Below are 11,756 nucleotides of genomic sequence, written 5' to 3'. Positions count from 1 at the left end.
ACGTAACAACTTTAAGTCCATCAGCTCGCCCGGAGTCTTTATGCGTCGCTTGTTACTCGCCCTGCCCTTCACCCTCCTGCCACTGGCCGCAGCCCAAGCCGCCGAGGATGAGCATGCCCACGAGCACGCCGAACACAGCAGCCTCGCGGCCCACGAACATGGTGCGGCGCAGCTTAATGTTGCGCTCGATGGCAACACGCTTGAGCTGGCTCTAGAAAGCCCAACGATGAATATCGTCGGCTTCGAACATGCCGCCGTCAGCGTCAGCGACCAAGCCGCCGCAGCCAAAGCCAAGCAGCAACTGCAAGATCCGCTGGCATTGTTCAGCATCGCGCCAGGTGCGAATTGCCGCGTGACCAAGCTTGAGGTTGCCAGCCAGGTATTTGCCGCCGCAACCGCCGCGACTAACAACGGCAGCGAGCACAGCGATGTCGATGCCGACTACGCCCTGACCTGCAGTCATCCTGAGCAGCTGCAGGGGATCGACCTCAGCGAGTTGTTCAAACGCTTCCCGGCCACGCAGAAAATCCAGGTGCAGTTGATCGGCCCCAAGGGCCAGCAAGGCGGCGAACTCAGCCCGGCTAATCCGCGCCTGAACTTTTAAGTTGGCGCAGCGCGACCCGGCGGGCTGCGTTAGCATCGCGACACGCCGCACCTCCAACCGCCAAGCAGGCCACCGATCAGCATGAGCGCATTAATTGAACTGTCCGAGCTGGGCTTTGCCTGGCCCGGCCAACCCGAGCTGCTGGATATTCCAGCCTTCGCCCTGCAAAGCGGCGAAAGCCTGTTTCTCAAAGGCCCCAGCGGCAGCGGCAAAACCACCTTGCTCGGCCTGCTGGGCGGCGTGCAAAAACCCGCACGCGGCAGTATTCGCCTGCTCGGTGCGGATTTGAGCCAGATGTCCGCCGGCGCTCGCGATCACTTTCGGGTCGATCACACCGGCTACATCTTTCAGCAGTTCAACTTGCTGCCATTTCTCTCGGTGCGCGAGAACGTCGAGCTGCCTTGTCACTTCTCCAAGCTGCGCAGCCAGCGCGCCCAGCAACGCCACGGCAGTGTCGGCCAAGCCGCTAGCACCCTGCTCGCCCACCTCGGTTTGCACGACCCACAGCTGCTCAATCGGCGCGCCGATGCGCTGTCGATCGGCCAGCAGCAACGGGTGGCCGCCGCCCGCGCCCTGATCGGCCAGCCGGAACTGGTGATCGCCGACGAGCCGACCTCGGCGCTGGACACCGATGCCCGCGAAGCCTTTTTGCAGCTGCTGTTTGCCGAATGCCGCGAAGCCGGCTCCAGCCTGCTGTTTGTCAGCCACGACCAAAGCCTGGCACCACTGTTCGACCGCAGCCTGTCGCTGGCCGAACTGAATCGCGCCACCCGGCCGACGGAACTGTAACTATGTATCTATTTCGCCTGGCGCTGGCCAGCCTGGCCAACCGCCGCTTCACCGCGTTATTAACGGTATTCGCCATCGCCTTATCGGTGTGTTTGTTGCTGGCGGTCGAGCGGGTGCGCAGCGAGGCGCGCAGCAGCTTTGCCAGCACCATCAGCGGTACCGACCTGATCGTTGGCGCCCGCTCCGGCAGCATCAACCTGCTGCTGTATTCGGTGTTCCGCATCGGCAATGCCACCAACAATATTCGCTGGGACAGCTTCGAGCACTTCGCCGCCGACCCCAAGGTGAAGTGGGCGATTCCGATTTCCTTGGGCGACTCGCACCGGGGTTATCGGGTGCTGGGCACCACGCCGACTTATTTCGAGCACTACCACTACGGTCGCGACCAAGCCCTTGAGCTGGCCCAAGGCCGTGGCTTTGCCAGTGATCCTTTTGAGGTAACACTCGGCGCAGAAGTGGCCGACGCCCTGCACTATCAACTCGGCCAGCAGATAGTGCTGGCCCATGGCGTGGCGACCATAAGTCTGGTTAAACATGACGACAAACCCTTCACCGTAGTCGGCATTCTCAAACGCACCGGCACCCCGGTCGACCGCACATTGCATATCAGCCTGCAAGGCATGCAGGCGCTGCATGTCGATTGGCAAAACGGCGTGCCGGCCCATGGCGCCGGCCGGATTAGCGCCGACCAGGCGCGGCAGTTGGCCAGAGCCTGCCCACAAGCGTCACGAGCGCAGGCGGGGAAAGGCGGAAACGGAGGAGGCAGCGGAGTTTACGAGGCGGTAAATGAGCATGCCGAGTCCGCTTCCAACGCAGCAGCTCCAAGCGCAGTAGCTTGTGGGCAGGCTCTGCAGCCCACGGCGATTACTGCGGTGCTACTCGGCCTCAAGAGCAAGATCGCGACCTTTAGCGTGCAGCGCGAGATCAACGAATTTCGCGGCGAGCCGCTGCTGGCGATCTTGCCCGGCGTGGCCCTGCAAGAACTCTGGAGCCTGATGGGCACCGCCGAACAGGCGCTGTTTGTGGTGTCGCTGTTTGTGGTGCTGACCGGCCTGATCGGCATGCTCACGGCGATTCTCACCAGCCTCAACGAGCGCCGCCGCGAGATGGCGATTCTCCGTTCGGTCGGCGCCCGGCCTTGGCATATCGCCAGCTTGCTGCTGCTGGAAGCCTTCAGCCTGGCGGCCGCCGGCGTGCTGCTCGGGGTCAGCCTGCTGTATCTGGGCATCGCATTGGCGCAAAACGCCGTGCAGGCCAATTACGGATTGTTCCTGCCACTGGCGCTGCCAAGCCGCTATGAGTGGACCCTGCTTGGCGCTATTCTGGCGGCCGCCCTGCTGATGGGCGCTATCCCGGCGTGGCGCGCGTATCGCCAGTCACTCGCCGACGGTCTGTCGATTCGCCTATGAGAAGCCACTGATGTTGCGTGCCCTGCTTGCCCTGTCGTTCATCCTTGCCCTGCCCTCATGGGCGGGCGAACCGCGCGAACTGACCTGGACGGAAATGCTCCCGGCCGAGACGCCGGCCGCCGCCCCTCCCGCGCCGGTCCACGACCTGGCCAAACTCGCCGATGTACTGGCGGCGGAGACCGGCCCGGCGGCCACCCAGCAATCGGTGGCCGCCCCGGTGGTCAAGGCCCTGGATGGCCAGCTGATCAAGCTACCCGGCTATATAGTGCCGCTGAATGTGACCGAAGAAGGCCGAGTTACCGAGTTCCTGCTGGTGCCTTACTACGGCGCCTGCATCCATGTGCCACCGCCGCCACCGAACCAGATAGTTCACGTCAAAACCGAACTGGGCGTACTGATGGATAACCTCTATCAGCCGTTCTGGATCGAAGGCCCACTCAAGGTGGAAGCCACCAGCACCGACTTGGCCGAAGCCGGCTACCAGATGAACGCCAGCAAAATCTACCCCTACGAAAGCGCGGAAAACTAACACCTGCCGGCACTCGGAACAGCCGCAGCCGCTCAGCGCTAAACTGCTACAGCGGCTTTTTTCTGCCCAATATTTCTGCCCATTGAGAGTTAAACCGCATGTACCACGGCGAACGCTTTAATGCCTGGACCCATCTGATCGGCACAGTTATGGCCGTGGCTGGCGCGGGCTGGTTGCTGCTATTGGCCAGCCTTAGTGGCGACCGCTGGAAGATCATCAGCGTCGCCATCTATGGCGTCAGTTTGATTGTGCTGTACAGCGCCTCGACGACTTATCACAGCGTCCGGGGCCGCACCAAAGTGCTCATGCAAAAGCTTGATCACCTGTCGATTTACCTGCTGATCGCCGGCAGCTACACGCCGTTTTGCCTGGTCACCTTGCGCGGCCCCTGGGGCTGGTCGTTGCTGGCAACCGTCTGGAGCCTGGCACTGATTGGCATGCTGCAAGAGATCAAACCGCGCTCCGAAGCGCGGGTCATGTCGCTGATCATCTACGCGGTAATGGGCTGGATTGTACTGGTGGCGGTCAAGCCGCTAATCGCTGTGCTCGGCACCGAGGGCTTCAGCTGGCTGGCGGCTGGCGGGGTGTTTTACACCGTGGGGATTATTTTCTTCGCCAACGACAGTCGCTTTCGCCATTGGCACGGCATCTGGCATTTATTTGTAATGGCCGGCAGCCTGCTGCACTTCATCACCATCTGGCGTTTTGTACTCTAAAAACAGCCGGCCGCAGCCCTGTGAACATAGCTCCGTAAAACGTCGCTGACTATCCCTTCCATTGAGCTGGATCAAGATCTGGTTTAGCTCACTCTCTACCATGGCGCCCATACAACACTGCTTATAACTTGATGGGGCCCACCATGCGTAAATCACTGCTTACCGCTTCCCTGATCGCCCTGGCCATCGCCAGCCCAGCCGCTTTCGCCCACAAAGAAGGCGACATCATTGTGCGCGGTGGCGCTGCCACTGTTGATCCACAAGAAAACAGCAGCCGCATTTCGACTGCAGCCACAGGCAAAATTGACGGAACTTCAGCCGGTGTCAACAGCGACACTCAGCTTGGCCTGACCGGAACTTACATGCTCACCGACCACGTCGGTATCGAACTGCTGGCCGCCACGCCTTTTAACCACGACATCAGCGTAAAGGGCATTGATGCCGCATTAGGCACTCCTGCCGGCACCATCGACGGTAGCTTCGCCGATGTTAAGCAACTGCCACCGACCCTGTCGCTGCAGTACTACCCGATGGAAGCGTCCTCGGCATTTCAGCCCTATGTAGGCGCGGGCCTGAATTACACCATATTTTTCGACGACAACCTGACCGGTCGGCAAAAGGCTAACGGCTTCAGCAATCTGGACTTAGATAACTCGGTAGGCCTAGCCTTCCAGGTAGGCACCGACTACATGCTGACCGACAATATTTTGGTTAACGCCGCTGTCTGGTACATCGACATCGACACCACTGCCACCGCAGACCACAGCGCACTGGGCAAAGTTAAAGTGGACGTAGATGTTGACCCGTTCGTGTACATGGTTGGTCTCGGCTACAAGTTCTAAAGCGAGCCGCAGCTCCAACAAGAAAGGCGCCCTCGGGCGCCTTTCTTGTTTAGTGCAAACAACCCCTGCGCCTATTCGCGCCCGAGTAAACGTGCCAAACCAACGGCCATCGGCGTCGGCTGCGGAAACTGATAACGGCTGAGCAAACGCTGGTTATTGGCCCGCGAATGGCGAATATCACCGGGCCGCGCCGCCACATAACTGACGGCAGGTAGACCGCCTAGCACGCCGGATATTTCCGCCAGCAATTGCTTGAGCGTGGTGACTTGGCCCAAGCCCAGATTGGTTGCGCCAACCGCAACTTCTGGCAGCTCCAGCGCTTGCAGCAACACCGCCACCAGATCGCCGACATAGACAAAATCGCGGGTCTGTTCACCATCGCCAAACACGTTAATCGGCAGACCTTGCTGGGCGCGCTCGGTGAAGATACTGATCACTCCGGAATAGGGTGACGACGGATCTTGGCGCGGGCCAAAGACATTAAAAAAGCGAAAAACGGCCGGTTCCAGCCCGTGCTGGCGGCGGTAAAAGTCGAGGTAGTACTCACTGGCCAGCTTGTCCGCCGCATAGGGAGTCAGCGGCGCTTTGGGAGTGTCTTCGTCAATCGCCTGGCCTTCGCCATTGTTGCCATACACCGCTGCGCTGGAGGCAAACACGATGCGTTTGACGCCGCGCTCACGCATCGCCTCGCAGACATTCAAGGTGCCGACGAAGTTGCTTTGATGGGTGCTGACCGGGTCGTCTACCGAAGCTTGTACCGACGCCACTGCGGCCAAGTGCGCCACCGCTCGGCAACCGAGCATGCAGCGCGCGACCAGCTCGGCATCGGCGACATCGCCCTCAATCAATTCAAGCTGCGGATTGCTCAGCGGCAAATTGCTCGGTTTACCGGTCGACAGATTATCCAGCACCCGCACGGCATAACCCTTGGCCAGCAGTGCGTCGACCAGATGCGAGCCAATAAAGCCGGCACCGCCGGTGATCAATACGGGAGAATTAGACATGTCGGTAATAGCGCTCGAGTAATTCGGCCAGGCCGCTGCGCCAGGCGCGCGGTTTAATGCCAAAGGTATGCAGGATTTTTTTGCACGACAGCACCGCATGCTGCGGTTCATCCGCCACATCCGGGCGAGCAGCGTGTGCTTGCGGGGTAACGCCCTCGAGCAATTGCCCGCGAAAGTTACGCGCTTCACTCAATACCGCTTGGCCGAGCGCTAGCGCCGTGGTCGCCTCCTGGCCACCGTAATGGTAAGTACCCCAGAGCGGCGTCTGGCAATCGAGCTGTTTGAGCACCGCCAGAATCACCCGGGCGGCGTCGTCCACCGGGGTCGGATTGCCGCGTCGATCATCGGCCAGCAACAGTTCATCATCCGCGGCGGCGCGGTTCAGAAAACGCCCCAGCAAGCCGTTGTCACTGTCGTCCAGCAACCAACCGAAACGCAGCAACACATGCCGCGGGCAAGAAGCGCGCACGCTCTGCTCCATCCGCCACAGCGCCTGGCCGCGCGCACCCAGCGGTAATGGCTCATCTTTCTCGCTATAGGCAGTGGCGCGCGCGCCATCAAACACTCGATAGCTGGACGGTTGCAGGAGCAGAATCCCGTGATGCTGGCACAGCTCGGCCAGCCGCTCGACGGCGCGCTCCTGCTGCACAAAGCGCGCCTCGCTGACGGCCCCGGCCTGAAACCAGTCGAAGTAATAGGCCAGATTGATCAAGGCATCCGGGCGGGTGTCATCAATCAACTGGGTCAAACTGGCCGGGTCCCAGCCAGCCTGCGGCGGGCGCGGCGCCAGGAAGCCAATGTCGTCCTTGGCGCCGTGACGGATCAGCGCCTGGCCGAGGGCATTGCCGCCGCCCAGAAGCATGATACGCATACGCATAGTGAGGAAACTCCGCTTTAGAACGGAATGTCGTCATCGAAGCTGTCGTAATCAGGCGCGGGCTGCGCGGCTGGTTGCGGCGCCGGACGCGACTCACGCGGGGCTTGCTGTTGTGGTTCGCGCTGCGCTTGCTCGCGTTGTGGCTGCGCTTGCGGGCGCTGCTGACGCGGAGCCGAGTCGCCGCCTTCTGGACGACCACCGAGCAACTGCATGGTGCCTTGCATGTCGACGACGATTTCGGTGGTGTAACGCTTGATGCCGTCTTTTTCCCACTCGCGGGTTTGCAGCTTGCCTTCGATATACACCTGCGAACCTTTACGCAGGTATTCGCCGGCAATCTCCGCCACCTTGCCAAACAAGGACACGCGGTGCCATTCGGTCTTTTCGACTTTCTGCCCGGTTTGTTTGTCCGTCCACTGCTCGCTGGTCGCCAGGCTCAGGTTAGTGACGGCGTTGCCATTGGGCATGTAGCGTGTTTCTGGATCCTGACCACAGGTTCCGACCAAGATGACTTTGTTAACCCCACGGGCCATAACGCTCTCCTATCTATACGTTCATATCTGATGCAGGCATCGGTGCCGTTGCGATCAAGCGCTCAATGCTGCTGCGATCCACTTGTTTAGTGTCAATTTTGATATAGATGGCCGCCTCATCGGCGACCACCACAGCATCTGTTACCCCCGCCAAGCACTGCAAACGCTCGACCAAACCAGCATCGCCGAGTGCCGCAGACGGTAGCGGCAAACGCAAACTGGTCACGTAGGGTGGCTCGCGCATAGTAACAGCAAAGCCCAGCCACAAGGCGCAGAGCACCGCGCAGCCGACAAACACCATGGCCAGGCCGCCGTGCTGAAACAGCCAGCCACCGAGAATGCCACCGACTGCCGCGCCGAGGAACTGGCTGGTGGAGTACACCCCCATCGCCGTGCCTTTACCGCCGGCCGGGGCGACTTTGCTGATCAGCGAGGGCAGCGAGGCCTCCAGCAGGTTGAACGCCGTGAAAAACACGATGGTGCCCAACAGCAAGGCCCGCAAACTGCTGCCATACCACCAAAAAAACAGCTCGCACAACAGCAGCACGGTGACCGAGCCCAGCAGCACCCGCTTCATCTGGCGCTGCTTCTCGCCATAAATAATGAACGGGATCATGCTGAAAAAGCCCACCAGCAACGCCGTCAGATACACCCACCAGTGCTGCTCTTTCGGTAAGCCGCCGTTTTCCACCAGCGCCAACGGCAAGGCAATAAAGCTGGCCATCAGCACCGCGTGCAAGACGAAAATCCCCAGATCCAGTCGCAACAAATCCGGATGACGCAAGGTGGCAGCCAGCGCCTGTTTAGCCACGCCGGATTCGCGGTGGCGTAACTGTCCATGGGCGCGCGGCACCACCAGCGCGACGATCAGTACGCCGAACAAGGCCATCACCGCGGTCGCTTCAAATAAGCCGGACAAACCATAGGCACGAGTGAGCAGCGGGCCCACCACCATCGCCACCGCAAAGGACAAACCGATGCTCATGCCAATCATGGCCATGGCCTTGGTGCGATGCTGCTCGCGGGTCAGGTCCGACAACAAAGCCATCACCGCCGCCGAGATGGCGCCGGCGCCTTGCAAGACCCGGCCGGCGATCACGCCCCAAATCGAATCGGCCGACGCCGCCAGCACGGCACCGGCAGCAAAAATCAGCAACCCAATATAAATAACCGGCAACCGGCCAATCCGGTCGGACAGCATCCCGAACGGGATTTGTAGCAGCGCCTGAGTCAGGCCATAGGCACCGATAGCCAAGCCAATCAGCGCCGGCGTGGCGCCGCGCAGTTCCATGCCATAGGTCGCCAACACCGGCAACACCATAAACATGCCCAACATCCGAAAGGCGAAAACCAACGCCAGCCCGGTGGCGGCACGTGTCTCACCCGAACTCATGCGATCGTTATGCAGATCGTGCATGAACAAGCCCTCATAACTGCTATTGACGTAAACGCGCACGCGCGGGCGGCGGCAATTCTAGCAGCCGCGCCCGTCACGGCACAGCGCCGATGCTTTGCCGCAAGCGACTTGAGCGCCGTATACTCGCGGGTTTACGCCCGCCATGCGAGGCCGCACATGGACAAGATAGTGATTCGTGGGGCGCGCACCCACAACCTGAAGAACATCGACCTGACCCTGCCGCGCGACAAGCTGATCGTGATCACGGGCCTGTCTGGCTCGGGCAAGTCATCCCTGGCCTTCGACACCCTCTACGCCGAGGGCCAACGGCGTTATGTCGAGTCGCTGTCGGCCTATGCCCGGCAATTTTTGTCGATGATGGAAAAACCCGACGTCGACACCATCGAAGGCCTGTCGCCGGCGATTTCCATCGAGCAGAAATCCACCTCGCACAACCCGCGCTCCACCGTCGGCACCATCACCGAAATCTACGACTACCTGCGCCTGCTCTACGCCCGCGTCGGTATTCCACGCTGCCCCGACCACGACCTGCCACTGGAAGCGCAAACGGTTAGCCAGATGGTTGACCAAGTGCTGGCGCTGCCCGAAGGGCGCAAGTTGATGTTGCTGGCACCGGTGATTCGCGAGCGCAAAGGCGAGCACCTGGCGATTTTCGACGAGCTGCGCGCCCAGGGCTTCGTGCGCGTGCGCATCAACGGCAGACTGCATGAGCTGGACGAACTGCCCAAGCTCGACAAGCAGAAGAAGCACAGCATCGATGCCGTGGTTGACCGCTTCAAGTCCCGCGGCGACCTGCAGCAACGCCTGGCCGAGTCTTTCGAGACGGCACTGAAGCTGGCCGATGGCCTGGCGCTGGTGGCGCCGATGGAGGACGAAGTCGGCGAGGAGATGATCTTCTCCGCCCGCTTCGCCTGCCCGGTCTGCGGCCACTCGATCAGCGAGCTGGAACCCAAGCTGTTTTCCTTCAATAACCCGGCCGGTGCCTGCCCAACCTGCGACGGCCTGGGAGTTAAACAGTTCTTCGACATCAAACGCTTGGTGCATGGCGAAATGACCCTGGCCGAAGGTGCGATTCGCGGCTGGGACAGACGCAATGTGTACTACTTCCAGATGCTCGGCTCATTGGCCGCGCACTATGACTTCAGCCTGGACGTACCCTTCGACACCCTCAGTGCCAGCGAACAGAAAGCCATTTTGTACGGCAGCGGCAGCGATAGCGTCGAGTTTCGCTATCTCAATGACCGTGGCGACATCGTCAAACGCGCCCACCCGTTCGAAGGCATAGTGCCAAATCTGGAGCGGCGCTACCGCGAAACCGAATCGCAAACCGTACGCGAAGAGCTAAGCAAATTTCTCAGCACCCAGTCATGCACCGACTGTCGCGGCACCCGCCTGCGCCGCGAGGCGCGGCACGTCTGGGTCGGCGAGAAGACCTTACCGGCAGTCACCGGCATGCCGATTGGCGATGCCACCGAATACTTTGGCGGCTTGGCACTGACGGGCCGACGCGGTGAAATCGCCGAGAAAATCCTCAAGGAAATCCGCGAACGCCTGCAGTTTTTGGTCAACGTCGGCCTCGACTACCTGACTCTCGACCGCAGCGCCGACACCTTGTCGGGCGGCGAGGCGCAGCGCATTCGTTTGGCCAGCCAGATTGGCGCAGGCTTGGTTGGGGTGATGTATATCCTCGACGAACCCTCCATCGGCCTGCATCAACGCGACAACGAGCGCCTGCTCGGCACCTTGCGCCATCTGCGCGACATCGGTAACACCGTGATAGTGGTCGAGCACGACGAGGACGCCATTCGCATGGCCGACTATGTGGTCGATATCGGCCCAGGCGCCGGTGTGCATGGCGGGCAAATTGTCGCCCAGGGCACCGCCGCCGAAGTGATGGTGCACCCCGATTCCCTCACCGGAAAATACCTGTCGGGCCGGGTGAAAATCCCCGTACCGGCGCAGCGCACGCCACGCAACAAAAAGCTCGCCTTGAAGATCAAGGGCGCGCGCGGCAATAACCTGCGCAACGTCGATTTAGACATCCCCATCGGCCTGCTGACCTGCGTAACCGGCGTCTCCGGCTCGGGCAAGTCGACCCTGATCAACAACACCCTCTACCCGCTCAGCGCCACCGCCCTGAACGGAGCCACCACCCTGGAAGCCGCCGCCCACGACAGCTGCGACGGGCTGCAGCATTTGGACAAGGTGGTGGATATCGACCAGAGCCCCATCGGCCGCACTCCGCGCTCGAACCCCGCGACCTACACCGGACTGTTTACGCCGATCCGCGAGCTGTTTGCCGGCGTGCCCGAGTCTCGCTCACGGGGTTATGGCCCTGGACGTTTTTCCTTCAACGTCAAAGGCGGGCGCTGCGAAGCCTGCCAGGGCGTTGGAGTGATCAAGGTCGAAATGCACTTTTTGCCGGACATCTATGTGGCCTGCGATGTGTGCAAGAGCAAGCGCTACAACCGCGAAACCCTGGAAGTAAAATACAAAGGCAAAAACATCCACGAAGTGCTGGAGATGACCATCGAAGAGGCGCGACCGTTCTTCGATGCCGTGCCGGCACTGGCGCGCAAGCTGCAAACCCTGATGGACGTCGGGCTGTCCTATATCAAGCTCGGCCAATCGGCGACCACCCTGTCGGGCGGCGAAGCGCAGCGGGTCAAACTGTCACGCGAACTGTCCAAGCGCGACACCGGCAAGACCCTGTACATCCTCGATGAGCCCACCACCGGCCTGCACTTTGCCGACATCCAGCAACTGCTCGACGTACTGCATCGTCTGCGCGATCACGGCAATACCGTGGTGGTGATCGAGCATAACCTCGACGTGATCAAGACCGCCGACTGGCTGGTCGACCTCGGCCCCGAGGGCGGCTCCAAAGGCGGACAGATCATTGCCGTCGGCACCCCGGAAGAAGTCGCCGAGATGCCACAGTCCCATACGGGGTTTTTCCTGAAACCACTGCTGGAGCGTGATCGCGCCTAAAACCGCGCCACCAAAATGAAAAGGCCGAGAAGCAATGCTCGGCCT

The 11,756-nt window shown here is 61.0% G+C and carries 11 protein-coding genes; 7 read left to right on the top strand and 4 right to left on the bottom strand.

Annotated features, from left to right (window positions below; all coding sequences use genetic code 11):
- Window positions 1-40 precede the first annotated feature (40 nt).
- The 6 genes from Q8R10_RS02045 (at window position 41) to Q8R10_RS02020 (ending at window position 4,889) form a co-directional block, all read left to right on the top strand.
- On the top strand, window positions 41-604 hold the full coding sequence (locus Q8R10_RS02045) for a DUF2796 domain-containing protein (RefSeq protein ID WP_305650544.1): 564 nt from the start codon (window positions 41-43) through the stop codon (window positions 602-604).
- A gap of 81 nt (window positions 605-685) precedes the next feature.
- Window positions 686-1,393 carry an ABC transporter ATP-binding protein gene (locus Q8R10_RS02040; protein WP_305650542.1) on the top strand — a complete coding sequence of 236 codons (708 nt, stop codon included), beginning with the start codon at window positions 686-688 and terminating at the stop codon, window positions 1,391-1,393.
- A gap of 2 nt (window positions 1,394-1,395) precedes the next feature.
- Window positions 1,396-2,802, top strand: a complete 1,407-nt coding sequence (locus Q8R10_RS02035; RefSeq protein ID WP_305650540.1) for an FtsX-like permease family protein — start codon at window positions 1,396-1,398, stop codon at window positions 2,800-2,802.
- Between the two features lie 10 nt (window positions 2,803-2,812).
- The gene (locus Q8R10_RS02030; RefSeq protein WP_305650538.1) at window positions 2,813-3,331 is read left to right on the top strand and encodes a DUF3299 domain-containing protein; all 519 of its coding nucleotides are present in this window, start codon (window positions 2,813-2,815) and stop codon (window positions 3,329-3,331) included.
- A gap of 98 nt (window positions 3,332-3,429) precedes the next feature.
- The gene (locus Q8R10_RS02025) at window positions 3,430-4,047 is read left to right on the top strand and encodes a hemolysin III family protein (protein WP_305650536.1); all 618 of its coding nucleotides are present in this window, start codon (window positions 3,430-3,432) and stop codon (window positions 4,045-4,047) included.
- A 143-nt stretch (window positions 4,048-4,190) separates the two neighbouring features.
- On the top strand, window positions 4,191-4,889 hold the full coding sequence (locus tag Q8R10_RS02020; protein ID WP_305650535.1) for an OmpW family protein: 699 nt from the start codon (window positions 4,191-4,193) through the stop codon (window positions 4,887-4,889).
- A 71-nt stretch (window positions 4,890-4,960) separates the two neighbouring features.
- Here Q8R10_RS02020 and Q8R10_RS02015 read toward each other — a convergent pair whose 3' ends face one another.
- Genes Q8R10_RS02015 through Q8R10_RS02000 form a run of 4 tightly spaced genes read right to left on the bottom strand, consistent with a single transcriptional unit; the run spans window position 4,961 to window position 8,720 of the window.
- Window positions 4,961-5,893: an NAD-dependent epimerase/dehydratase family protein gene (locus tag Q8R10_RS02015; protein WP_305650533.1), complete on the bottom strand. Its 933-nt coding sequence runs from the start codon at window positions 5,891-5,893 to the stop codon at window positions 4,961-4,963.
- Entirely contained in the window at window positions 5,886-6,770 is an 885-nt protein-coding gene (locus Q8R10_RS02010; protein ID WP_305650531.1) for a sugar nucleotide-binding protein, read from the bottom strand. The genes Q8R10_RS02015 and Q8R10_RS02010 overlap by 8 nt, the downstream gene beginning before the upstream one ends.
- A gap of 17 nt (window positions 6,771-6,787) precedes the next feature.
- Window positions 6,788-7,303, bottom strand: a complete 516-nt coding sequence (locus tag Q8R10_RS02005; RefSeq protein WP_305650529.1) for a single-stranded DNA-binding protein — start codon at window positions 7,301-7,303, stop codon at window positions 6,788-6,790.
- A 13-nt stretch (window positions 7,304-7,316) separates the two neighbouring features.
- Window positions 7,317-8,720, bottom strand: a complete 1,404-nt coding sequence (locus Q8R10_RS02000) for an MFS transporter (RefSeq protein WP_305650527.1) — start codon at window positions 8,718-8,720, stop codon at window positions 7,317-7,319.
- A gap of 156 nt (window positions 8,721-8,876) precedes the next feature.
- On the opposite strand from Q8R10_RS02000, the gene uvrA reads away from it, so the two are divergent.
- Window positions 8,877-11,711 carry an excinuclease ABC subunit UvrA gene (gene uvrA, locus Q8R10_RS01995; RefSeq protein ID WP_305650525.1) on the top strand — a complete coding sequence of 945 codons (2,835 nt, stop codon included), beginning with the start codon at window positions 8,877-8,879 and terminating at the stop codon, window positions 11,709-11,711.
- The last annotated feature ends 45 nt before the right edge of the window (window positions 11,712-11,756 follow it).

This window comes from Pseudomonas sp. (assembly GCF_030698175.1).
Taxonomy (GTDB): Bacteria; Pseudomonadota; Gammaproteobacteria; order Pseudomonadales; family Pseudomonadaceae; genus Aquipseudomonas.
The sequence above is the reverse complement of the archived record's forward strand: the minus strand, read 5'-3'. Positions and strand labels throughout refer to the sequence as shown.

What these genes read in the sequence shown, in the direction of transcription:
- uvrA (WP_305650525.1), top strand. Translation starts at nt 8,877, where the DNA reads ATGGACAAGATAGTGATTCGTGGGGCGCGCACCCACAACCTGAAGAAC.
- Q8R10_RS02030 (WP_305650538.1), top strand. Translation starts at nt 2,813, where the DNA reads ATGTTGCGTGCCCTGCTTGCCCTGTCGTTCATCCTTGCCCTGCCCTCA.
- Q8R10_RS02005 (WP_305650529.1), bottom strand. Translation starts at nt 7,303, where the DNA reads ATGGCCCGTGGGGTTAACAAAGTCATCTTGGTCGGAACCTGTGGTCAG.
- Q8R10_RS02025 (WP_305650536.1), top strand. Translation starts at nt 3,430, where the DNA reads ATGTACCACGGCGAACGCTTTAATGCCTGGACCCATCTGATCGGCACA.
- Q8R10_RS02035 (WP_305650540.1), top strand. Translation starts at nt 1,396, where the DNA reads ATGTATCTATTTCGCCTGGCGCTGGCCAGCCTGGCCAACCGCCGCTTC.
- Q8R10_RS02040 (WP_305650542.1), top strand. Translation starts at nt 686, where the DNA reads ATGAGCGCATTAATTGAACTGTCCGAGCTGGGCTTTGCCTGGCCCGGC.
- Q8R10_RS02045 (WP_305650544.1), top strand. Translation starts at nt 41, where the DNA reads ATGCGTCGCTTGTTACTCGCCCTGCCCTTCACCCTCCTGCCACTGGCC.
- Q8R10_RS02010 (WP_305650531.1), bottom strand. Translation starts at nt 6,770, where the DNA reads ATGCGTATGCGTATCATGCTTCTGGGCGGCGGCAATGCCCTCGGCCAG.
- Q8R10_RS02000 (WP_305650527.1), bottom strand. Translation starts at nt 8,720, where the DNA reads ATGCACGATCTGCATAACGATCGCATGAGTTCGGGTGAGACACGTGCC.
- Q8R10_RS02015 (WP_305650533.1), bottom strand. Translation starts at nt 5,893, where the DNA reads ATGTCTAATTCTCCCGTATTGATCACCGGCGGTGCCGGCTTTATTGGC.
- Q8R10_RS02020 (WP_305650535.1), top strand. Translation starts at nt 4,191, where the DNA reads ATGCGTAAATCACTGCTTACCGCTTCCCTGATCGCCCTGGCCATCGCC.